This window comes from Pseudomonas sp. IT-P260 (assembly GCF_949768395.1).
In the GTDB taxonomy this organism is placed as follows: domain Bacteria; phylum Pseudomonadota; class Gammaproteobacteria; order Pseudomonadales; family Pseudomonadaceae; genus Aquipseudomonas; species Aquipseudomonas parakoreensis.
Genome location: NZ_CATKPO010000044.1, coordinates 99,822 through 121,694, shown reverse-complemented (window position 1 = coordinate 121,694; position 21,873 = coordinate 99,822). Strand labels below are relative to the sequence as shown.

General features: G+C 60.7%; 26 protein-coding genes. 13 read left to right on the top strand and 13 right to left on the bottom strand.

Translation table 11 applies throughout. The features are described 5' to 3' along the window. The first annotated feature begins 58 nt into the window (after positions 1–58). Positions 59–1,474, top strand: coding sequence for a purine-cytosine permease family protein (locus tag ACM6HV_RS26570; protein ID WP_145596870.1), 1,416 nt, complete (start codon positions 59–61; stop codon positions 1,472–1,474). A gap of 104 nt (positions 1,475–1,578) precedes the next feature. After that, positions 1,579–2,202 (top strand): glutathione S-transferase family protein, encoded by a 624-nt coding sequence (locus tag ACM6HV_RS26565; protein WP_414905686.1) that lies wholly within the window; start codon positions 1,579–1,581, stop codon positions 2,200–2,202. Positions 2,203–2,255: 53 nt separating this feature from the next. Here the strand turns inward: ACM6HV_RS26565 and ptrR are convergent, their stop codons facing one another. After that, positions 2,256–3,128, bottom strand: a complete 873-nt coding sequence (ptrR, locus tag ACM6HV_RS26560) for a putrescine utilization regulator PtrR (RefSeq protein ID WP_414905794.1) — start codon at positions 3,126–3,128, stop codon at positions 2,256–2,258. Between the two features lie 103 nt (positions 3,129–3,231). On the opposite strand from ptrR, the gene ACM6HV_RS26555 reads away from it, so the two are divergent. Further along, on the top strand, positions 3,232–4,623 hold the full coding sequence (locus ACM6HV_RS26555) for an aldehyde dehydrogenase family protein (protein ID WP_108182405.1): 1,392 nt from the start codon (positions 3,232–3,234) through the stop codon (positions 4,621–4,623). A 150-nt stretch (positions 4,624–4,773) separates the two neighbouring features. Here ACM6HV_RS26555 and ACM6HV_RS26550 read toward each other — a convergent pair whose 3' ends face one another. Then, entirely contained in the window at positions 4,774–5,943 is a 1,170-nt protein-coding gene (locus ACM6HV_RS26550) for a DUF1624 domain-containing protein (protein ID WP_414905685.1), read from the bottom strand. Between the two features lie 180 nt (positions 5,944–6,123). Here ACM6HV_RS26550 and ACM6HV_RS26545 point away from each other — a divergent pair, with 180 nt between their 5' ends. Beyond that, positions 6,124–6,720: a paraquat-inducible protein A gene (locus tag ACM6HV_RS26545; RefSeq protein WP_041062800.1), complete on the top strand. Its 597-nt coding sequence runs from the start codon at positions 6,124–6,126 to the stop codon at positions 6,718–6,720. Then, positions 6,717–7,406: a paraquat-inducible protein A gene (locus tag ACM6HV_RS26540; protein WP_414905684.1), complete on the top strand. Its 690-nt coding sequence runs from the start codon at positions 6,717–6,719 to the stop codon at positions 7,404–7,406. The genes ACM6HV_RS26545 and ACM6HV_RS26540 overlap by 4 nt, the downstream gene beginning before the upstream one ends. Here ACM6HV_RS26540 and ACM6HV_RS26535 read toward each other — a convergent pair. After that, the gene (locus ACM6HV_RS26535; RefSeq protein ID WP_414905793.1) at positions 7,339–10,365 is read right to left on the bottom strand and encodes an FAD-binding and (Fe-S)-binding domain-containing protein; all 3,027 of its coding nucleotides are present in this window, start codon (positions 10,363–10,365) and stop codon (positions 7,339–7,341) included. The genes ACM6HV_RS26540 and ACM6HV_RS26535 overlap by 68 nt on opposite strands. A gap of 159 nt (positions 10,366–10,524) precedes the next feature. Between ACM6HV_RS26535 and ACM6HV_RS26530 the strand changes: the two genes are divergently transcribed. Further along, a complete protein-coding gene (locus tag ACM6HV_RS26530) occupies positions 10,525–11,409 on the top strand; it encodes a LysR substrate-binding domain-containing protein (RefSeq protein WP_145596860.1) in 885 nt (294 codons plus the stop codon). A 191-nt stretch (positions 11,410–11,600) separates the two neighbouring features. Here ACM6HV_RS26530 and ACM6HV_RS26525 read toward each other — a convergent pair whose 3' ends face one another. Both ACM6HV_RS26525 and ACM6HV_RS26520 read right to left on the bottom strand, forming a co-directional pair. Then, the gene (locus ACM6HV_RS26525) at positions 11,601–11,726 is read right to left on the bottom strand and encodes a hypothetical protein (RefSeq protein WP_414905683.1); all 126 of its coding nucleotides are present in this window, start codon (positions 11,724–11,726) and stop codon (positions 11,601–11,603) included. A gap of 283 nt (positions 11,727–12,009) precedes the next feature. Next, the gene (locus tag ACM6HV_RS26520) at positions 12,010–12,345 is read right to left on the bottom strand and encodes a hypothetical protein (RefSeq protein WP_414905682.1); all 336 of its coding nucleotides are present in this window, start codon (positions 12,343–12,345) and stop codon (positions 12,010–12,012) included. Between the two features lie 186 nt (positions 12,346–12,531). Between ACM6HV_RS26520 and ACM6HV_RS26515 the strand changes: the two genes are divergently transcribed. Beyond that, positions 12,532–12,771, top strand: a complete 240-nt coding sequence (locus ACM6HV_RS26515; protein ID WP_414905681.1) for a hypothetical protein — start codon at positions 12,532–12,534, stop codon at positions 12,769–12,771. Positions 12,772–12,833: 62 nt separating this feature from the next. Here the strand turns inward: ACM6HV_RS26515 and ACM6HV_RS26510 are convergent, their stop codons facing one another. After that, complete coding sequence (locus ACM6HV_RS26510) at positions 12,834–13,031, bottom strand: DUF2188 domain-containing protein (RefSeq protein WP_414905680.1); 198 nt, start codon at positions 13,029–13,031, stop codon at positions 12,834–12,836. A gap of 222 nt (positions 13,032–13,253) precedes the next feature. Here ACM6HV_RS26510 and ACM6HV_RS26505 point away from each other — a divergent pair, with 222 nt between their 5' ends. Then, positions 13,254–13,616, top strand: coding sequence for an NUDIX hydrolase (locus ACM6HV_RS26505; protein WP_007966809.1), 363 nt, complete (start codon positions 13,254–13,256; stop codon positions 13,614–13,616). Positions 13,617–13,620: 4 nt separating this feature from the next. Here ACM6HV_RS26505 and ACM6HV_RS26500 read toward each other — a convergent pair whose 3' ends face one another. From ACM6HV_RS26500 to ACM6HV_RS26490, 3 genes are all read right to left on the bottom strand, one after another. Continuing rightward, complete coding sequence (locus ACM6HV_RS26500; RefSeq protein WP_041062828.1) at positions 13,621–13,863, bottom strand: DUF1652 domain-containing protein; 243 nt, start codon at positions 13,861–13,863, stop codon at positions 13,621–13,623. A 109-nt stretch (positions 13,864–13,972) separates the two neighbouring features. After that, complete coding sequence (locus ACM6HV_RS26495; RefSeq protein WP_145596851.1) at positions 13,973–14,872, bottom strand: polysaccharide deacetylase family protein; 900 nt, start codon at positions 14,870–14,872, stop codon at positions 13,973–13,975. A 131-nt stretch (positions 14,873–15,003) separates the two neighbouring features. After that, positions 15,004–15,951 (bottom strand): ABC transporter substrate-binding protein, encoded by a 948-nt coding sequence (locus tag ACM6HV_RS26490; RefSeq protein WP_095666865.1) that lies wholly within the window; start codon positions 15,949–15,951, stop codon positions 15,004–15,006. A gap of 292 nt (positions 15,952–16,243) precedes the next feature. On the opposite strand from ACM6HV_RS26490, the gene ACM6HV_RS26485 reads away from it, so the two are divergent. The 4 genes from ACM6HV_RS26485 to ACM6HV_RS26470 all read left to right on the top strand — a co-directional run bounded on the left by ACM6HV_RS26485 (position 16,244) and on the right by ACM6HV_RS26470 (position 19,504). Further along, positions 16,244–17,230 carry an aliphatic sulfonate ABC transporter substrate-binding protein gene (locus ACM6HV_RS26485; protein WP_145596849.1) on the top strand — a complete coding sequence of 329 codons (987 nt, stop codon included), beginning with the start codon at positions 16,244–16,246 and terminating at the stop codon, positions 17,228–17,230. A 60-nt stretch (positions 17,231–17,290) separates the two neighbouring features. Further along, positions 17,291–18,133, top strand: a complete 843-nt coding sequence (locus ACM6HV_RS26480) for an ABC transporter permease (RefSeq protein ID WP_414905679.1) — start codon at positions 17,291–17,293, stop codon at positions 18,131–18,133. A gap of 48 nt (positions 18,134–18,181) precedes the next feature. Further along, a complete protein-coding gene (locus ACM6HV_RS26475; RefSeq protein WP_262948792.1) occupies positions 18,182–18,862 on the top strand; it encodes an SOS response-associated peptidase in 681 nt (226 codons plus the stop codon). A gap of 369 nt (positions 18,863–19,231) precedes the next feature. Next, the gene (locus ACM6HV_RS26470) at positions 19,232–19,504 is read left to right on the top strand and encodes a hypothetical protein (RefSeq protein WP_414905678.1); all 273 of its coding nucleotides are present in this window, start codon (positions 19,232–19,234) and stop codon (positions 19,502–19,504) included. Between the two features lie 45 nt (positions 19,505–19,549). Here ACM6HV_RS26470 and ACM6HV_RS26465 read toward each other — a convergent pair whose 3' ends face one another. The 3 genes from ACM6HV_RS26465 to ACM6HV_RS26455 all read right to left on the bottom strand — a co-directional run bounded on the left by ACM6HV_RS26465 (position 19,550) and on the right by ACM6HV_RS26455 (position 20,777). Then, on the bottom strand, positions 19,550–19,705 hold the full coding sequence (locus ACM6HV_RS26465; RefSeq protein WP_414905677.1) for a hypothetical protein: 156 nt from the start codon (positions 19,703–19,705) through the stop codon (positions 19,550–19,552). A gap of 62 nt (positions 19,706–19,767) precedes the next feature. Then, the gene (locus ACM6HV_RS26460; RefSeq protein ID WP_177327894.1) at positions 19,768–20,079 is read right to left on the bottom strand and encodes an AzlD domain-containing protein; all 312 of its coding nucleotides are present in this window, start codon (positions 20,077–20,079) and stop codon (positions 19,768–19,770) included. Further along, complete coding sequence (locus ACM6HV_RS26455; protein ID WP_027612977.1) at positions 20,079–20,777, bottom strand: AzlC family ABC transporter permease; 699 nt, start codon at positions 20,775–20,777, stop codon at positions 20,079–20,081. The genes ACM6HV_RS26460 and ACM6HV_RS26455 overlap by 1 nt, the downstream gene beginning before the upstream one ends. Positions 20,778–20,930: 153 nt before the next feature. Between ACM6HV_RS26455 and ACM6HV_RS26450 the strand changes: the two genes are divergently transcribed. Then, positions 20,931–21,317, top strand: coding sequence for a DUF2784 domain-containing protein (locus ACM6HV_RS26450; protein ID WP_095666869.1), 387 nt, complete (start codon positions 20,931–20,933; stop codon positions 21,315–21,317). Here the strand turns inward: ACM6HV_RS26450 and ACM6HV_RS26445 are convergent. After that, positions 21,314–21,841 (bottom strand): DUF3087 domain-containing protein, encoded by a 528-nt coding sequence (locus tag ACM6HV_RS26445; protein ID WP_086790878.1) that lies wholly within the window; start codon positions 21,839–21,841, stop codon positions 21,314–21,316. The two genes, ACM6HV_RS26450 and ACM6HV_RS26445, sit on opposite strands and share 4 nt — an antisense overlap. Positions 21,842–21,873 lie beyond the last annotated feature (32 nt).

Below are 21,873 nucleotides of genomic sequence, written 5' to 3'. Positions count from 1 at the left end.
TCCGTGTCGGCGCTTGCCGAAGTACGTCCACGTACTCATCCTTGCCTTGGAGTTCGTCATGTCCACCTCTGCAACAACGTCCGCCCCGCTCATTGAAAAACACACGATAGGATACGTGCCCCCCGAAGATCGCCACGGAAAGGTCAGGGATCTGTTCACGCTGTGGTTCGGCGGCAACATCGCGCCGTTGCCCATCGTCACCGGCGCGCTGGGCGTGCAGTTGTTCCACTTGAATCTGGTCTGGGGCATCGTCGCGATTCTGGTCGGTCACCTGGTCGGCGGCGTGCTGATGGCACTGCACTCGGCGCAAGGCCCGCAGATGGGCATTCCGCAGATGATCCAGAGCCGCGCACAGTTCGGCTCGCTCGGCGCGCTGCTGGTGGTGCTGATTGCCGGCGTCATGTACATCGGCTTCTTCGCCTCCAACATCGTACTGGCCGGCAAGTCGTTGCACGGCGTGGTCGACAGCGTGCCGGTGCCGGTCGGCATCGTCATCGGCGCCCTCGGTTCAGGGATCATCGGCATCATCGGCTACCGCTTCATTCACGTGCTCAACCGCATCGGTACCTGGGTGTTGGGGATCGGCATCGTCGTCGGTTTCGGCTACATCTTCACCCATATTCAAACCGATGACTTCCTCACCCGCGGCAGCTTCAACCTCTCCGGCTGGCTCGCCACCGTGTCGCTCGCCGCGCTGTGGCAGATCGCGTTTGCCCCGTACGTGTCCGACTATTCGCGTTATTTGCCGGCGGACGTGAAAGTCTCGTCGACGTTCTGGACCACCTATCTGGGTTCGGCGCTCGGCTCGAGCCTGGCGTTCATCTTCGGTGCCGTTGCCGTGCTGGCAACGCCCGTGGGCATGGACACCATGGATGCGGTCAAACTTGCCACCGGCTCGATCGGGCCGCTGATGCTGGTGCTGTTCCTGCTCAGCGTGATCAGCCACAACGCCCTCAACCTGTACGGCGCGGTGCTGTCGCTGATTACCCTGGTGCAGACTTTCGCCTACCGCTGGATTCCGACCGCCAAGAGCCGTGCGGTAATCTCGATCATCGTGCTGCTGGCCTGCTGCTTCGCCGCCGTCGGCGCCTCGAAGGACTTCATCGGGCACTTCGTCGACATGGTGCTGGTGCTGCTGGTGGTGTTGGTACCGTGGACCGCGATCAACCTGATCGACTTCTACGCCATCCACAAGGGCAAGTACGACATCCAGTCGATCTTTCAGGTCGACGGCGGCATCTACGGACGCTACAACCCGCAAGCGTTGCTGGCCTACGCGATCGGCATCGCGGTGCAGATCCCGTTCATGAACACCCCGCTGTACGTCGGCCCGGTGTCGGCGCATATCAACGGCGCGGATCTGTCGTGGCTGGTGGGGCTGCTGGTGACCTCGCCGCTGTACTTCTGGCTGGCCAATCGTGACAGCGCTTATCGGCGGCGGATGATGGGCGGGAAACTGGTGGGCAGTCACTGAGATTGATTCGATGTAAAAAGAAGGCCCGCCATGCGCGGGCCTTCTGCGTTGTGGTGTGGTATTTCTTGATGCCCCGACAGGCACCCACGAGACAGGGAAAACTCATGCTGCGAATTCTGGGCAAGGCGTCATCGATCAATGTGCGCAAAGTGCTGTGGACCTGCGCTGAACTGCAGATCCCGTTCGAGCGTGAGGATTGGGGCTCGGGCTTCAAACCCACCGACACCCCGGAGTTTCTCGCCCTCAACCCCTGTGCCATGGTGCCGGTGATTCAGGACGGCGATTTCACGTTGTGGGAATCGAACACCATCATTCGTTATCTGGCGGGCAACTATGGCGGCGCAGACCTCTACCCTGCCGAGCCGCGAGTTCGTGCGCGGGTCGATCAGTGGATCGACTGGCAAGCGTCGGAGCTGAACCGCTCGTGGTCGTATGCGTTCATGTCGTTGGTGCGCCAGTCAGCGGATTATCAGGACAGCGCCGCTCTGGCCAAGGGCATCGAGCAATGGTCGAAGACCATGGGCATCCTCGATCAACAGTTGCTGAAGACTGGCGCCTACGTCAGTGGCGACCGGTTTTCCCTCGCCGATATCCCCATCGGGCTGTCAGTCAACCGCTGGTTCGAAACGCCGCTCGCACATCCGGACTATGCCGCCGTCAGGGCGTATTACGAGCGTCTGAGCCAACGCGAAGGCTTTCGCCTGTACGGCAGAAACGGTACGCCGTGAAGCATGACCGTTGCGGCGTCGAGGCATGAGTGACGTCGTCGACGCAGCTACTCTTATGCACGCACCACACCGCGCTCTTCCAGCAAACGCACGAACATACCCAAGCTGCGCGACACCGTACCCCGGCGCCACACCAGCCACGTCGTCAGATAACGGAAATCCGCCGCCAGCGGCCAGACGCTGACCGTCGCACTGCCGGGCATGCTCTGCAGCATTTTGCGGGGCATCAGCGCCAGCCCGGCCCCGGCGCTGACGCAGGCGAGCATGCCGTGATACGACTCCATCTCGAAAATCTTGCCCGGCACAGCGGCGTCGGTGCTGAACCATTTTTCGAAGTGGTGCCGGTAGGAACAGTTGGAGCGGAACGCGTAAATGTTTTCGCCATTCACGTCCGCCGCACGCTGCACCGGGGCGTGATTGAGCGGTGCGATGATGACCATTTCTTCTTCGAACGCCGGCACGCCTTCCAGCGCCGGGTGCAGCACCGGGCCATCGACGAACGCCGCCGCCAAGCGCCCGGCCAGCACGCCATCGATCATCGTTCCGGACGGGCCGGTGGACAGGTCCAGATCGACCTTGGGATGCAACTGGTTGTACGCCGCCAGCAGTTCGGGAATGCGTACTGCGGCGGTGCTTTCCAGCGAACCGAGGGGGAATGCACCCTGCGGCTCTTCACCGGCGACCGTGGCCCGCGCCTCCTGCACCAGATCGAGAATGCGCCGGGCGTATTCGAGGAAACTCCAGCCAGCCGGCGACAGGCGCAGACGGCTTTTCTCGCGAATGAACAGGTCGACGCCCAGGTCCTGCTCCAGCTGTTTGATCCGCGTGGTCAGGTTCGACGGCACGCGATGTATCTGCGCCGCCGCAGCACTGATGCTGCCGTGCTCGGCAACGGCCTTGAAGATTTCCAGCTGCACCAGATCCACAGTCATTCTCCAATCGTGAAAGAAACGATCTTTATTATTCAGTTTCCAGAAAACAAACGCCACCCTACTCTAGGCCCATCCACTGAACTCGCAGGAGCCAGCCATGAGCCAGATTTCCAGCCAGACCCACGCCATCTCGATCAACCCCGCCACCGGCGAACAGATCGGTCACTACGCCTTTGAATCCGCTGAGGCCCTCGACGCTGCGCTGACCCGCGCCGCATTCGGTTTCTCGAAATGGAAACGCAAGCCGCTGCAGGATCGCTCCCGCGCCCTGACGGCGCTGGCCGGCGCCCTGCGCGACAGCGCCGAAGCCATGGCAACCATGATCACCCAGGAAATGGGCAAGCCGATCGCCCAGGCCCGTGGCGAAATCGAAAAGTGCGCCAAGCTTTGCGAGTGGTACGCCGAAAACGGTCCGGCCATGCTCAGCGCCGAACCGACTCAGGTCGAGGGTGGCAAGGCGCGAATCGAGTACCGTCCGCTGGGCCCGATCCTCGCGGTGATGCCGTGGAACTTCCCGATCTGGCAAGTGCTGCGCGGCGCGGTACCGGCGCTGATCGCCGGCAATACTTACGTGCTCAAACATGCGCCGAACGTGATGGGCAGCGCCTACCTGCTGCGCGATGCCTTCAAGAACGCCGGTTTCGCGGACGGCGTGTTTGAAGTGATCAACGTCACCCCCGAAGGCGTTTCGACCGCCATCGCCGACCCGCGCATCGCCGCCGTGACCCTGACCGGCAGCGTACGCGCCGGCATGGCCATCGGCGCTCAGGCCGGTGCCGCACTGAAAAAGTGTGTACTGGAACTCGGCGGCTCCGACCCGTTCATCGTGCTCAATGACGCTGATCTGGATGAGGCCGTGCAGGCTGCCGTCATCGGGCGCTATCAGAACTCCGGCCAGGTCTGCGCCGCCGCCAAGCGCCTGATCATCGAAGAAGGCGTGGTCGAAGAGTTCACCCGCAAATTCGTCGAGGCCACGCGTCAATTGAAAGTCGGCGATCCGCTGTCCGCTGACACCTACATCGGCCCGATGGCACGTTTCGATCTGCGTGACGAACTCGACCAGCAAGTGCGCGACACCCTCGAAGAAGGCGCAACCCTGCTGCTCGGCGGTGGCAAGGCCCAAGGCCCGGGCAACTACTACGAACCGACCGTGCTGGCCGATGTCACCGACCGCATGACCTCGTTCAAACAAGAGCTGTTCGGCCCGGTCGCGTCGATCATCACCGCCCGCGATTGCGCCCACGCCGTGGCCCTGGCCAACGACAGCGACTTCGGCCTGACCGCCACGATCTACACCGCCAACGTGCAACTGGCCCAGCAACTGACCAGCGAACTGGACACCGGCGGCGTGTTCATCAACGGCTACTCCGCCAGCGACCCGCGCGTGACCTTCGGCGGCGTGAAGAAAAGCGGTTTCGGTCGCGAGCTCTCGCACTTCGGCGTGCGTGAGTTCTGCAACGCGCAGACGGTGTGGCTGGATCGCAAATAACACCGCCCCCTGTAGGAGCTGCGGCACGCTGCGATCTCTTGATTTTGATTTTCCAGATCAAGATCAAAAGATCGCAGCCTCGTTTCACTCGACAGCTCCTACAGGGTTTTACGTCGTGCGTTGATTGCGCGAGCGCAATGACCCCAGGGCTTACAGATATTTCAGCCAGGCGATGTCGCGACGCCGCGATTTCAGCGCAGAGAACCAGCGTACCGCCGGGTACAGTGCCACCGCCAACAGCACCGACAGCAGCCAGATTGCCGGCACCGAGTCGAACCCGAAATGGCTGCCCTGATTCAGTCCGAACAGCGCCAGCGCCATCAGGTAAAGCACCTTCAGCACGTACAGGTGCAGCAGATAGAAGAACATCGGCGCCGAACCGAAGACCGTCAGCCAGCGAATCCAGCGGCGCGTCTGCCGCCGTTCGAACACCCGCAATAACAGCAATCCGATGCTCACCGTCAGGGTGATGAACAGCAGCGATGGCGGGTACTTGGTAATGTTGAAAAACGCCATCAGCGTTTGCAAGGTCGTGTCTTCAACCGCCCAAGGCTTTTCGCCATAAGCGTTGATCAGCCGCAGCCCGACGAAGCCCAGCAGACCGGCGACACCGCCCAGCAACAGGCCCTGCTGACGGCTCCAGGCATCAGCCCCGCGGGCGAACCACGGGCCCAGCGCATAACCCAGACCGATCACGCCGATCCACGGCAACAGCGGATACGAAGTGCGCAAGCGCAGACTGTCACCGACCTCGATCCAGCCCCGATCATGCAGAATCGCCCATGGCACATGCAGTGCCGACTCCGGCGCGAAATGCACACCGTCGAGCAGGTTATGCCCGGCAATGATCGCCAGGCTCAGCGTCAGCAACAGCCAGCGCGGCAACCAGACAAGCAGCGACAACGCGAGCATGCTCAGGCCAATCGCCCAGATCACCTGCAGATAGATCACGCTCGGCGGTAACTGAAACGTCCACGCGAAGTTCACCCAAGTGAATTCCAGCAGCACCAGAAACAGCCCCCGCTTGAACAGGAAGGCACTGACATCGGCCTTGCCCGCGTACTTTTCGCCGAACAACCACGCAGACAGCCCGGTCAGCAACACGAACACCGGTGCGCACAGATGCGCCAAAGTGCGACTGAAAAACAACGCCGGCTCAGTGCTGGCGATATCCATCGGATCGGACACCTGACGGTGCAACAGGAACGTCTCACGCACGTGATCCAGCAACATGAACAGGATCACCAGACCTCGTAGCGCATCAATGGACAGCAAGCGACCGGTCGGCGGCGGGTTGGAACGAGCACAGGTAATCGTCATGGACATTTCGCCATCGAGTCAGTGAATCAGGGGTCGCAACGGCGAGCCTCAGCAAAAATCCGCGTTACTCTATAACATAAAAAGTCGATTCCCAAGCCAATCGACATTTGCCCAATCACGTCAGGCTTCTATAGTGATCAGGCGCCTCCCGCCCTTTGCGCCAGCTGTCGAGCGTTGCCCATGACCTCAACCGAACACCTGATCATCTGCGAGCATTGCGATTGCGTGTATGAAAAAGTCGTGCTCGGCAAACACCAGAAAACCCTCTGCGTGCGTTGTGGCGGCGTGCTGCAGCGTTATAACGGCTTGACCGTGGAACAGCGGCTGGCCTTGACGTTCACCGCCGCCATGCTGTGGCTGTTCGCCAACTTCTACCCGGTGATGAGCATCAGCATGAAAGGCCTGAAGAACAGCGCGACGCTGTGGGATTCGGTGCTGGCGTTGAGTCAGGGGCCGATCACCTTCATGGCGATGGTCGCGGCGATTTCGATAATCATCGCCCCGGCCTTTCAACTGGTGCTGTTGATCTGGGTGCTGAGTTACGCACTGTCTTCACGGCGGGCACCGGGCTTCAAGCTGTGCATGCGTTGGCTGGAAACCTTGCGTCCGTGGAGCATGCTCGAAGTGTGTCTGCTGGGGGCAATGGTAGCGGTGTTCAAACTCGCCGGGCTGCTGGATGTGTTGCCGGGCATCGGCCTGTTCGCCCTGGCGGTGCTGAGCCTGATGATGATCCGCATTGCCGGCCGCGACATTCGTGATCTGTGGGACATTTTATGAAGCGACCCGCGACCTCCAGCGAATTGAATCTGTGCCTGTGCCACAGCTGCGGGCTGGCCTGCGACATGACCGACGAACCGCACGAATGCCCGCGCTGCGATGCACCGCTGCATCGGCGCAAGACCAATTCCCTGACGCGCACCTGGGCCTATCTGTTTGCCGCGCTGGCGTTTTACGTGCCGGCCAACCTGCTGCCGGTGATGAACACGGTGATGCTCGGCAACGGCGCCGACAGCACGATCATGAGCGGCGTGCTGGAGTTCTGGGAGGGTGGCGCATGGGACATCGCGCTGATTATTTTTATCGCCAGCATCGCGGTGCCGGGGATCAAGTTTGTCGCCCTGTCACTGCTGCTGATCACCGTGCAGCGCAACAGCGACTGGGCACGCCGCGAGCGTTCGAAACTGTACCGATTCGTCGAGCTGATCGGCTACTGGTCAATGCTCGACGTACTGGTGGTCGCCCTGGTCGCGGCGCTGGTGAAGTTCCAGGCGCTGGGCGATATCGAACCACGCCCGGGCATCCTGTTTTTCGGCATGGTGGTGGTGTTCACCATGCTCTCGGCGATGAGTTTCGACCCGCGGCTGATCTGGGACAACGCCCCGGACGATGAACCGCTTAGCGACGCACCACCTCAAGCAACACCTGCAACGGATGGCGCAGCGCCCGATCCGACTGGCGCTTGACCTGACTGCGGCAGGAATAACCGGTGGCCAGTGCTTCGCCCTGCTCCGCCGGAGCCTCGACCTGCCGCGCCCAGGATTGCTCGTAGATCACTGCCGAGGTTTCACGGTTGCGTGCTTCATGGCCATAGGTGCCGGACATGCCGCAGCAACCGGTGGCCTGCGTCGCCAGTTTCAATCCGGCCCGTTCGAACACTTGCTCCCACTGGCGAGTGGCGGCTGGTGCGTTGGTTTTCTCGGTGCAGTGCGCCAGCAGTCGGAATGACGGCGGCGCGTCGGCAACAGGCTGCTCCGGCATCACCTTGAGCAACCATTCCTGCACCAGTGCAACTTCCGGGCATTCCAGCATGCCGGGCACTTTCTGGTATTCCTGGCGATAGACCAGCGTCATGGCCGGATCCAGCCCCAACAACGGCACGCCGATATCGGCCAGCTCACGCAGTTGTCGTGCATTGCGCAATGCTGCACGGTTGAACGCCGACAGGAAGCCCTGCACATGCAGCGGCTTGCCGTTGGCGCTGAACGGTGCCAGATACACCTGATAGCCCAGCCGCGAAATCAGTTCCAGCAGATCCGCCAGCAGCGGCGCCTCGAAGTAACGAGTGAAGGCATCCTGCACCAAGACCACACTGCGCTCGCGCTGGGCCGGGGTCAGCGCCGACAGTGTCGAGACCGTCGCTGGCTGCACCTTCCACCGACGCAGCGCAGCATGAAAATCAAAGCGGCTGAGCAACGGCACATCAACCATGCCACCAAGACGCTCCAACTGTTGGCGCACGAACGCAGCGCCCATCAAACCGTTGTACAGCGCCGGAATCCGCGCCATGTATGGAATGCTGTACTCCAGCGAAGCAATCAGATAATCCCGCGCCGGGCGCAGATAACGGCTGTGATACAGCTCCAGAAACCGCGAACGGAATTCCGGCACATTGACCTTGACCGGGCACTGCCCCGCGCAGGATTTGCACGCCAGGCAGCCAGCCATGGCGTCATACACTTCATGGGAAAAATCTGCGCCCTGCCCTCGACTGTTGCGCCAACGGGTCCACAGGTTGCGGAAAAACGCCGGACGACGAATCGCATCGGACAGCACATCCACCCCCGCCTCGCCCTGCAAGCGCAGCCATTCGCGGATCAACGACGCGCGGCCCTTGGGCGATTGCGCACGCTCGCGGGTAGCCTTCCACGACGGGCACATGGCGTCGTCGGGATCGAAGTTGTAGCAGGCGCCATTGCCGTTGCAATGCAGGGCCGCGCCATAGCTTTGCCAGACCTTTTCGTCGATCTGCCGGTCGATTTCGCCGCGCAGGGTCACTTCGTCGATCTTCAACAGCTGCGCGTGCGTGTTGGCCGGCGTGGCGATCTTGCCCGGGTTGAACTGGTTGAACGGGTCGAACGCGGCTTTGAGTGCCTGCAACGCCGGGTACAGCTCACCGAAAAACGCCGGCGCGTATTCCGAGCGCAGGCCTTTGCCGTGCTCACCCCACAACAGGCCGCCGTAGCGCTGAGTCAGCGCCGCGACACCGTCGGACACCGGACGCACCAACGCCGCTTGCTGTGGATCCTTCATGTCGAGAATCGGCCGCACATGCAGCACGCCGGCATCGACATGGCCAAACATGCCGTACTGCAAACCGTGGCTGTCGAGCAGTTCGCGCAGTTCAGCGATGTATTCGGCCAAGTGCTGCGGTGGCACTGCGGTGTCCTCGACAAACGGCTGCGGCCGCGCTTCGCCGGCAACGTTGCCGAGCAGGCCGACGGCGCGCTTGCGCATGCCATAGACCTTGTTCACCGCCGCTTGGCCGACCGCCAGGGTATGGCCGAGGCGTTCGACGGTGGTGTCGCTGCTCAAGTGTTCGAGGAAGGCTTCGACCCGGCGCTGCAGATCCTCGGGATCGTCACCGCAGAACTCCACCAGGTTGATCCCCAGTGTCGGCCGCTCGGCACTTTCCGGGAAGTATTCGGCGACGCCGTGCCAGACGATGTCCTGCATCGCCAGCAGCAACACCTTGGAATCCACGGTTTCAATCGACAGCGGCTTGAGCGCCATCAGCGCCCGGGCGTCGCGCAATGCATCCATGAATCCGGCGTAGCGGATGTTCACCAGCATCGTGTGTTTGGGGATCGGCAGAACGTTGAGCTTCGCCTCGACCACAAACCCCAGCGAGCCTTCGGCGCCGCACAGCACGCTGTTGAGGTTGAAACGATTGTCGGCCTCACGCAGGTGCGCCAGGTCGTAGCCGGTCAGGCAGCGGTTGAGATCAGGGAAGCGTTGCTTGATCAGCTCGCCCTGCTCATCAATGATCTGCCGCGCACAGCGATAGACTTCACCGACCCGGTCTTGACGGGCACACAACGCTGTCAGGTCGTCTTCCGCGAGCGCTGCACCGTGCAGGCGTTCACCGCCGCGCAGAATCATGTCGAGTTCCAGCACGTGGTCGCGGGTCTTGCCGTAGGTGCAACTGCCCTGGCCGCTGGCGTCGGTGTTGATCATGCCACCGACAGTGGCGCGGTTGGAGGTCGACAGCTCCGGGGCGAAAAACAGCCCGGCGGATTTCAGTGCGGCGTTGAGCTGATCCTTGACCACCCCGGCCTGCACCCGCACCCAGCGCTGCTCGACGTTGATTTCCAAGATGCGATTCATGTGCCGCGACAGGTCGACGACGATGCCATCGGTCAGCGACTGACCGTTGGTGCCCGTGCCACCGCCGCGCGGGGTGATCACCACTTGCTGATAAGCCGGTTCGGCGATCAGTCGCGCGACCCGCGCCACATCCTCGGCATCCATCGGAAACACTGCCGCTTGCGGCAGGCGCTGATAGATCGAATTGTCGGTGGCGAGCACTACGCGGCTGGCGTAATCGGCACTGATCTCACCACGAAAGCCACTGGCTTTCAGGGCTTTGAGGAACTGTTGGTAATCAGTGGTCAATGCGGTGGCGGGCGACAGCTGGGCAATCATCGGTGAGGAAATCTCGGTCAAAATCGGGCCGTGTGGCGGTGAACAGTTGTGCGCAATGAATGATTGCGTCACGCTCCCGCCATCTCATGGTGCTTATGTTCATTGCTTGGCGCCGTCGGGACAAACGTAAAATCGACCCGCAATCCATGACTAAAACGAATGAATCCGCGAACCCTCACCCCTTCCATGTCGTTATTGCTGGCCTTCGAGGCCGCTGCACGCCATGAAAGCTACACCCGCGCCGCCCACGAACTGTCGCTGACGCAAAGCGCGGTCAGCCGTCAGGTGCAGATTCTGGAAAAGATGCTCGGCATGCGCCTGTTCAGCCGTGAAGGCCGGCAAGTGGTTTTGACCGATGTCGGGCGCATGTATCAGCGCGAACTGGCCGAAGCCCTCGGGCAGATCCGCAGCGCGACGTTGCAGGCCATGGCGTTCGGTTCGGGCATTCACAGTTTGCGTCTGGCGACGCTGCCGACCTTCGGCTCGAAATGGTTGCTGCCACGGCTCAAGGACTTCTACACCGCGCACCCGGGCATGACCGTGCACTTGCATTCGCGCATTGAAGCAATCGACTTCGACACCAGCGAAATCGACGCCGCGATCTGTGTCGGCGGCGGTGAATGGCCGGGCCTCAGTGCCCTGCCGCTGCACACTGAGGAACTGGTGGTGATCGCCAGCGCGCAGTTGTCGCCGGCCGATCGCGACGACGCCGAACAGCACATCGCCGGGCAGTTGCTGCTCAATGTCAGCAGCAATGCCCAGGCGTGGGCGGAATGGTTCACCCATCATGGCTTGCCACACCGCAGCATGCGTATCGGCCCGAGCTTTGAAATGACCTCGCACCTGATTCAGGCGGTGCGGGCGAATATCGGCGTGGGGCTGGTGCCACGGATTCTGGTGGAGGATGAATTGCTCAACGGCGAACTGCTGCAACTGGGGGAGCCGATCACCAGCCGGCGCAGCTATTACCTGGTGTATCCGCCGCGTAATGAGGCGTTGCCGTCACTGAAAGCGTTCAGGGACTGGTTGGTGGATACGCTCTGACCGGTGACCCCACAAATGCCAGACATAACGAAACGCCGCTTGATGAGCGGCGTTCAGTCAATCCCGGTACTGGCGCTTTAGCGGTGGCGGCGCACTTGGCCCTTTGACAAGGGGCTTGGCCAGCAGCTTGCCGTCCGGGCCATAAAAGAGGCGCCTGACGCCAGGCGGCATGGGAGTAGGCTCTTTTGCGCTCATGATGAAACCTCTTCGACAGAACTGAATTCGACCCACTGAACTTTCGAGGAATCTATCACCAATAGTTCGGCGCCAAAAGGCAACGCCACGCCATCCTCCACCAGCCAGCCTGGATTCAGCATGATGAACTGTCCTTCCAGAGGGCCTGAAGGCCACTCGACGGGCCAGCCGAACAATCGCCTTTCATCGGTCAAATGCAGCGTTACCAGCCTATTGTGACGCGCAAAGGTGCTGTACCACTCGCTGGGGTATGAGTTTTTATTCGTTACATTTTTACTTCGTAACCATTAACGCCTCGTGCCGATCTGTCACAACGCATTTCGCAAATTCACAAAGCAGAAAAGCAGAAACCATTGCTCCGGTTTCTGCTTTTCTGGCGGCGGGTTTTGCAGCTGAGGCTGTGCTTTACAGGCAGTCACGCACCGATTTGCGCAACGACCCGGACTTGGCCCATGGCGGTCCCTGATACAGGGAAACCCGGCTGCCGTCCTTGTACTTGATGACGTCGAGAATCTCGTCGGCGGTGACGATGCTCGGTGCCGTGATCCGATAACCATTGGAAATCGCGGTCTGCGTGGTTTTCGGAATGTCCTGCTGCCACAACGGCAACAAGCACGCGGCATAGTCTTTAGGCGCCTTGGTGGTGGTCTTGCTGAGATTCGGCTCGCCCGGAACCAGCGATGCTGGCAATGAGCAACCCGCCAGCAATGCCAACGCCAGACTCCCGATCCATATCCGCATGGTGTTTCCCTGTTTTGAAAAAAAGCGAATGTAACGTGTAACCGGATGTACATCCAGCGCGACGCCTCGCCCACAAGGGGGATTGGACAAATATTTACATGCATCCAGCCCGGTGGCAGACGAGCTGCGCATCATCGCTGAAAAATGCGGCTACTCTGTTTTACCGAGAATGTTCCGGAGGTGATCATGCGGCTCAATGAATACGAACACGAACTTCAACGCGACCTGCAAGCCGTTGCATCGGATCTGAGATGGTCGGCGGTCGACCTCAAGCGCATCGCCGAACAGCTGCGCAAGAGCGGCAATGAAGCCGATGCCCAAGCGGTGCTGAGGTCTTGTGAGGTGCTGCAAAGTGATGAAGAACGCTTGCAGTCTTATGCCAAGGAAGTGAAGACGCGCTCCATCAGCCGGACAAAGGTCCACTGATACCACCCCCTGCCCTCAACAAAAGCCCCGGTAATCACCGGGGCTCTTTCGTTACATTTGCTTCAACTTGCAGTGTGACTTCGCGCTCGCACCGAGCGTTTTCTGTAACCCGGCAACGTAGCGGCATAGGCCAGCGCTTCCTCTCTGCTAACAAACGACGCAAGCCGGTCGCCTTGAGTACAAACCCGCCATGGGCCGTTGTTCACGCTGAGTACGTCGTAGCCGTTCATGTGCATTTTGTTCAAGACCGGAATGCTCATGGGCACCTCCTTTTTGCTGACAATGGATTCAGCTCTGCCTTTTTAACTTACACCCGGATGCCGCAGTTGTGCCGACCGGGTGTCGCCATCGCGATGCGCCAAGGCTCTGGCACTTTCCGCCAGGCCAAACACTCAAAACCCCAAGGGAACCTTTGAATCCGGGCCCGGCTCGAATATTGCAGTTTTATTTCATTTATGTGACACGCAACAAACAGGTAACAGATGAAAGTACGCGCAACCGTCATTTGCGAGCAGGATCGACACGTTCTCCTGGTCCGCAAACCCCGCTGTCGCTGGACATTGCCCGGCGGCAAGGTCGAGCCTGGGGAAACCAAAGCCGGGGCGGCGACGCGCGAGCTGCAGGAAGAAACGGCATTGGATGCCGAGCAAATGTTGTATCTGATGGAACTGCACAGCGGCAGCACCCAGCATCATGTCTACGAGGCTTCGGTGCTCGACCTTGAGCAGTTGCGCCCGCAAAACGAGATCATCGAATGCATCTGGCATCCGCTGGACGCGGTGCAGAATCTGCCCACCAGCGACGCGACCTTGCGCATCGTGCAGGCATTTCAACGACGCTTGTGAGGTTTCAACCGGCAAACGCCCGGCGCCCGGCGCTGATTTCCGTGCGCAATTCGCCGATGAAGTTGGAAAGATCGCGGATCGTCACCAGATGCTCCGGCGAAACCCCATTGAGCAACAACTCGACTCGCCCGGAGTCAGGCTCATAAACCTTGATCCGCAGCAGTCCCTGCTCCACTTGTGTGCATTCGCATTCAAGCGACGGAAAGCCGGACTCGACAATCCGGCAGATGTCGGCAATGGCTAGCATGGATACACGCCTCGCAGGCGTTGAGTCGGTCGACCCGTTGAGCATAGATGAGCCATCAGCAACCTGCCGCCCCGGCAATTGCCAACCCGCTCACATATTTGACCCCGCCTCAATGCGCGTCGTGATCCCAGATCCAGTTCCAGATGCCCGGCAACTGCACCGGCTGTGAACTCTGCTGAACCGTTCGCGCCAGCGCCGCTTTCTGCAGCGCCGCGTGATCGTCGTAGAACGCTTTGTCCGCCAGCCTCACGCCCGTGGCGGCGGCGCTGTCGAGGAGGATCTGCAAGTATTCGCGAGTATGTCGCGCGGTGTAACGGTTGAGGTCATGAAAGGTCACCACCACCGGAATGACGCCGTCCACGGTTGGTAATTCGCCGCGGGCAATGCGCTCGCGGACTTCCGATAGCTGGCGCAGCATATTCGCCCGACGTCGGGGACTGGCGTTGAAGCCCCAGATCTTGCCGTCGTTGGCGCTCAAATCGGTCAGCAACACATGCAGACCGTGTTGCTGATAGGCAGCGAAAGTGCGCTTGTCATAATTCCAGAAGGGCGGACGCAGCAGGATCGGCGCAGCGCCGGTGATCGCGGCGATATCCGCCGTGCCGTTGCTCAGCGACTGCTCCAGCTCTTGCGGATCGAGCGAGCGATGGTTGGTGTGCCAATGGGTGGCGGTGTGAAATCCGAGGATGTGCCCTTCGGCGTATTCGCGTCGCATGATGCCGCGGCCAATGTCACTGTTGCCGGCGCGGGGCGCGCGGGTCTGGACGAAGAACACCGCTTTGATGTCCGGTTGCACCGGGTTGTCCTTGAGGCTGTCGAGCACCGTCGCCGACGGGTTCCACAAGCTCGAAGCGCTGGGGCCGTCATCGAACGTCAGCAGAAAACGTACCGGCGCCTGGGCCTTGAGCCGGGTTTCGGTTTGCGCGGTCATCTCGATCGGCGCGGCAATGCAGCCGGCCAGCCCGAACGCGATGGCCGCTGCACAGAGAAGATTGAACGCGTATTTCATGCTTTGCCTTGCGCCTGACCGTTGCGGTCCTGTTGTCGTCCGGCAAAACTCCCTCGCCCTGATCCATCCCTGCGCCCGGCTATTCGAGCCAGCGTTGGATAGGGTACACAGGCTTTGGTTCCGGCGCTCGCTCAGTCCGCCAATGCCTGTTGAAACGAGGTGTCGATGATCCCGGCAGTGGCCAGCGGCGCCGGCAAGGCCTTGACCTTGAACAGGAAGTCGGCGGTGCTTTGCAGGTCGGCGGCGGCCTGTCGATCCACCGGCCCGACGCTCATGTGCGCCTGGCGCAACCAGTGCCGCGACACCTGCTGATCGAGATTGGCCTTCTTCGCCCACAGATCCGCATATTCATCGGTGTGGCTGTCGACCCAGGCCCGCGCCCGTTTCAAACGCCCGAGAAAATCGGCAATCGCCGCACGCTTGCTGTCGATCGACGGCGCCGACGCGGCAATCGCGCTGAGGCCCGGCATCAGGTTTTTCGCCGTGAGAATCGGCCGCGCGCCGGAGAACACGATTTGCTGGGAGATGTACGGTTCCCACACCGGGAAAGCGTCGATGCTGCCCTGTGGCAATGCCGCCGCGGCGTCAATCGGCATCAGCTTGACGAAGTCGACGTAGTTTTCCGGCAGACCGCCCTGCTCCAGGGCGCGCAAGGTCAGTTGCTGGCTCCACGCGCCAGGCCAGTAGGCGACTTTTTTACCCTTCAGATCAGCAATGGTTTTCACCGGCGAATCTTTCGGCACCAGCAAGGCGATGGTGTCCGGATTCTGCCGCGATACCCCGATCAGCTTCACCGGCGCCTGTTTGGCAGCGAGAAACAGAAAACCCGAATCACCGAGAAAGCCCAGATCCAGCGAGCCGGTCTGCAACGCCTCGGCCAGTGGTGCAGCGGCCTGGAAATGTTTCCAGTCGACGCTGTACGGCGCATCTTTCAACACGCCGGAGGCCTCGATCGAGGCGCGGATGTTGTAGTAGTTCTGATCACCGACGTGCAGGACCAACGACTCGGCGGCGTAGGAAAGCGGTGCGCTGAACAGTCCAGCAATCAGTGTGATACGCAAGAATTTGGAGAGCTTCATGGCGGGTCCTGCAATGGGATTTTGCATAGACCATAACGCTCTTGATCGGCGCTTTTTAAATTCGATTAATGCATAAGCTCAGCACACCGAATGCTCACTGTTCGCTGTGCAACAGTGCGATACCAGCGTGTTGCCCCAGCAACAGTTGAAAGCCACCAAACCCGGCGAAACCCCCGTAAACATTGGCTTATACGCACATGGCACAGAGCCTGCAATATTCCATTCATGCAGGAAGCAGCCACTAAAAATATATTTTTGGACATAAAAACAGTGCCTTTGCCGGAGCGCCGCCATGACATCCTTCTTCCCGTTTTTCCGCCTCAAAACACTGCTGGTCGCCAGCGCCATGGCGCTAAGCCTGCAACCGCTGGCTCACGCCACCGAAACGGCACCCGCCGAAGTTCATCTGGACTACGCCTACTACTCACCGGTCAGCCTGGTGCTCAAGCATTTCGGCTTCCTCGAAAAAGCCCTGCCGCAGACCAAAGTCAGTTGGGTACTCAGCCAGGGCAGTAACCGTTCGCTGGAGTATCTAAATAGCGGCGGCGTCGATTTCGCCTCCAGCGCCAGCCTTGCTGCAGTGCTGAGCCGCGCCAACGGCAGCCCGATCAAATCGGTCTATGTTTACAGCCGCGCCGAATGGACTGCGCTGGTGGTGCGCAAGGATTCGCCGTACCAGAGCGTCGCCGACCTCAAAGGCAAGAAAATCGCCGCCACCAAAGGCACGGATCCTTACCTGTTCACCCTGCGCAGCCTGCAACAGGCCGGGCTGAAAAAAGACGACGTGGAACTGGTGCACCTGCAACATCCGGATGGTCGCACCGCGCTGGAAAAGGGCGATGTGGACGCCTGGGCCGGTCTCGATCCGCACATGGCCGCCAGTCAGGTGCAGGCCGGTTCGCGCCTGCTGTACCGCAACCCGGCGTTCAACAGTTACGGCGTGGTCAGCGTCACCGAGCAGTACGCCAAGGAGCATCCGCACACCATCGACACGGTGATCAAAGCCTACGAGCAGGCGCGACAATGGGCGCTGCAAAATCCCGAGGAGTTCGCCGCCCTGCTCGCCAAGGAATCTGGCCTGCCGCTGGACGTGGCCAAACTGCAGTTGTCGCGCACCGACCTGAGCAGCCCGCAACTGACCGCCAACGACGTGCAGGCGTCCAAGGCGGCGGCACCGATTCTGGTCTCCGAGGAACTGGTGCGGCGTGGAGTGAATGTCGATCAAGTCATCGATCAGTTGCTCGACAGTGGCGTGCAGCAAGCCGTCGCCCGCCAGTAACCGACCAGACTCACAGCCCATCCGCGTCAGACGCGGATTCGCTGTGAGCGGAGCCTACGTATGAGCACTCGCAGTAACGAACTGCCAGCGCCGCCTCGCAGCTTGTCGAGGCCGCATCCTTCCCTCAACCCGACATGGCGCCGGCGCCTGAAAGGTCTGGCCCTGCCGCTGCTGATCGTGGTCGCCCTGGAGTTCATCGTGCGTCTCGGCTGGCTGCCGTCCTACCAAATGCCGGCCCCCAGCGAGATCGCCCTGACCCTCACCGACCTCGCCGAAGGCGCGCTGTGGAAACACATCGGCGCCAGCCTGATCCGCGTGTTGCTCGGGTTTGCAATTGGCGCCAGCCTGGCACTGGTGTTCGCCGCCTGGGTCGGCCTCAGTCGTGAGGCCGAGGCGTATCTGGAACCGACGTTCGCCGCGCTGCGTTCGATTCCGAGTCTGGCCTGGGTGCCGCTGTTGCTGCTGTGGCTGGGCATCGATGAAACCTCGAAGATCGTGCTGATCGCCATCGGCGCGTTCTTTCCGGTGTACGTCAACGTGGTCGCGGCGATTCGCAACATCGATCGCAAACTGGTCGAGGTCGGGCGCATCTATGGCTTCAGCCGCCTGCAACTGGTACGGCGGATTCTGTTGCCGGCCGCCCTGCCCGGCCTGTTCACCGGACTGCGCAGCGGCATGAGTCTGGCGTGGATGTTTCTGGTGGCCGCCGAGCTGATCGCCGCGACCAAGGGCCTCGGTTATCTGCTCAGCGACGGCCGCGAGACCTCGCGACCGGACATCGTGCTGGCAGCGATCATCGTGCTCGCCGTGCTCGGCAAACTCAGCGATGGTGTGCTCGCGCTGCTGGAACGCCGCTGGCTGGTCTGGCGCGACACGTTCACCGGTCAGGAGGCGCAGGATTGATTGGCCAGAGCCAACTAAGCTGAAAGCGTGCAACCGGAGATTCAGCGCATGTGCGGAAGACTCTCGCAGTACCGTGGCATTCACGACTTTGTCGCGGTGCTGAGCATTCCCGATGCGCTGATCAATCACGTCGGCGACGCCGCGCTGGAACACTACAATGCGGCGCCGACCACGTCTCTCGCCATTCTTCATCAATATGATCAACGCCTGTATGCCGACAACCTGCGCTGGGGCTGGCGTCCGCACTGGGCCAAAGACCGCGCGGCGCCGATCAACGCCCGTGTGGAAAAAGTCGCCCATGGCCCCTTCTTCCGGGCGATCTGGCGTCATCGGTTGATCGTGCCGGTCGACAACTGGTTCGAATGGGTCGACGGCCCGGATGACACCCGACAGCCGTGGCTGATCCGGCGTGCCGATCACGGGCCGGTGTTCTGTGCGGCCATCGGCCAGTTTCCGACCCCCGGCAACGACGCCCGGGACGACGATGGTTTCGTGATCATCACCGCCGACAGCGTCGGCGGCCTGCTCGATATCCATGATCGCCGACCGGTGGTGTTCCGCCCGGAGCTGGCTGCCGAGTGGCTGGACCCGGCAACACCGACCGAACGTGCCGAACAGATGCTGCTGTTCGAAGGTGAAGCCAGCGAGGCATTTGCCTGGCACAAGGTTGGCAAAGCCGTCGGCAATTCGCGCAATCAGGGCGCCGGGCTGATTGAAGAAGTGGCTTAAAGATCCGTGATCTCACGCGTTTAACCTGTAGGAGCTGCCGCAGGCTGCGATCTTTTGATTTTTAATTTTTTAAAAGCAAGATCAAAAGATCGCAGCCTGCGGCAGCTCCTACAGGTGATTACAGGTGATTACAGGTGATTACAGGTGACACTCGATCTTTACAGCTGGTGTTTCATCGCTGAAACAGCCTCAAAAAAACAGTCGTTTGAGCGATCTAACCGCTTGTCTGACATTTCAACCGTCATACATACATTTAGATGCACTACGGATAGCATGCGCGCCGCATTTCCAATTGGCATACCAGTTGACCAAAGAGTCAACAAACCAGGAATCCCCTACAACTTTTACCAAGCCTTGCAGAGAACTAAGTTGCGCGACGATTTTGCAATCAAACAGGCCAAAGGCCTGGAGTGTATTTATCTGTCCATGACAGAACGCTTTCAACTCGACTGTTTTATCGGCCACTACATCAAGACCCGAAACCTGCGTTCAGTGCCGGACATCGAACGTATTCTGCGCACCACGCTCGAAGGCTATCCCGGCCACCCACCGGTGATGGTCAATGAGCTCAATGCGTGGATCGACAAGACGCTGGGCTATCGGGCGTCACATCCGGACTTCCCGCACCTGGAAGACCTGTGAAACAACAAAAAGCCCCGCTGCTGCGGGGCTTTTTACATGGGGCTGTCAGAATTTCACGTCGGGCCCGGTGAGCTCCTTGTCATCGTCGTGCTTCCACGTTTGTTCCTTGCGTTTCTCGCGCTCGATTTCCTCTTCGCTCGGTTCGTCCACTTCGTCGTCTAATGCCTGGTTTTCATCCGGACGCTTCTGCTCGGTCGTCATGTGAACTTCGCCTCGTCGACAATAATCATCCAATAAGCGTAGAACAGTTTTTCCCCGTCAACTTACAACCACCAGCGCAACAGAAAGAAAAACGCCATGCTTAAAAGCATGCTGAGCAACGTATTGCGGGTGTACAGCACCAAGCCGATAGCAACCAGCGAACTCAGCAAATACGGATTATCCCACTGCACATTCAACTGTTTGTCCGGCATGAACACGATTGGCCCGCAGATCGCCGTCAACATTCCCGGTACGGCAAACCCGAGAAACTGCCGCGCGTTGCTGCTCAAACGCAATGGCAGGCGCGGTTCGAGAAACACGTAGCGGTTGAGGAACACCAGAATCCCCATGCCGACAATCACTGCCCAGACCATCATGTGCGCCCCCGATACAGCTTGTTGCAGACAAATCCTGCGGTCATCCCGGCCAGCCCCGACAGCACCAGCGCCGAGCCCCATTGCCAATAGCTGAACAGCACCGAGCAGAACAGCGACACCGCCACGCAAACCACGGTCGGCACGTTACGCACCACCGGGGTGATCAATGCGATGAAAGTGGCGGCAATCGAGAAGTCCAGGCCCAGATGCTCAAGCCCCGGAATACTGCTGCCCAGGACGATGCCGGCCAGGGTGAACAGGTTCCATGCAATGTAGAACGTCAGGCCGACGCCCAAGGCATACCAGCGATTGAACTGCTGGCGGTCATGCTGGCTGGTCAGGGCAAACAGTTCATCGGTGAGCAAAAAGCCCAGACCGATGCGCCAGCGCCCGGGCAGCGGCGAGATCACCGAGCGCATGCTCATTCCGTACAACAGGTGCTGCGAGGTCAGCAGCAGTGTGGTCAGCAGAATCGAGAAAATCCCGGCACCGCCCTTGAGCATGCCGATCGCCACCAGTTGCGCGGCGCCCGCGAACACAATGCTCGACAGGCCCTGCCCCTGCAGCGGTGTGAGATTGGCTTCGATCGCCATGGAGCCGGCGAGCAGCCCCCACGGCGCCGTCGCCAACGATAACGGCATGATCGCCGCAGCGCCGCGAAGAAACGCACGGCGCGGCATAAGTGAGTCAGACATAACGCTCTTCAACCGAGGAAACGGTCGCAGACTCTGCCAGCAAATGCCCCTTTGTGGCTTGAACAATCTTGCGCACTTTGCGCCAAATCGCCGCGCCCCGGCGCCGCTGCCGGCGTACCATGGAGGCCTTCACAACCGTGTCAGGGAGACGACATGCTGTACCGAATCGCAGCCGACGGGCTGGTGCTGTTCCATCTGTCATTCATTCTGTTCGTGCTGTTCGGCGGGCTGCTGGTGCTCAAATGGCCACGCCTGATGTGGCTGCATCTGCCGGCGGCGGCGTGGGGCGTGGCAGTCGAGGTGTTGCACCTGACCTGTCCGCTGACCTACTGGGAAAACCTGATGCGCCACGCCGCCGGGCAGACCGAATACGCCGGCGGCTTCATCGAGCACTACGTGTGGCCGATCATCTACCCCGCAGGTCTGACGCCACAGATCCAGTTGGCACTGGGCAGCGTGGTGCTGGTGATCAACCTGCTGGTCTACGGGCGTCTGGCCCGTGCGTGGAAACTGCGCCGCGCCAGCCGCATCCCGTTTTAACGCGCGGCGGGTTTCAAGGCTTGCAACCAGGCCGGATCCAGGCGCTTCTGGTCGATCTCCAGACCCAGCGCCTGCATCCGCTCCTGGTGCGCTGCGACCTCCCGCTGCAACTGCGCGTGATCGCTGGAGTTACCGTCCAGTTCGTGCATCTGGGTCAAACCCAGATGATAGAAACGCAGCACCTTCATTGCCGTCGGATCGTTCTGTTCCACTGCGGCGGTCACCTGATGCATCACGTTGGTCACACTCATCAGGCTGCGCTTGAGCCGCCAGCTATAGACCGCCGGGGCCATCCACGGCTGCTGCCAGAACTGCCCGCGCATCAGCGCCGCCGTCAGCAGAAACGCGACGAACACTCCGCCGACATTGAAACGCAGATTATCGCCGCCGGGTTCACCGAACAGCGCCACCGCCGCCGTCGAAAGCGCCATCGCCAACACGAGGAACAGCACGGCAATGATCAGCGTGCTGCGACGGGTCTGCTGGCGAAACGTTGCTGGGTCCATCGGCTGGATCTCGAACATCAGGCATGACTTCCTTGAACGATAAAAAGGGC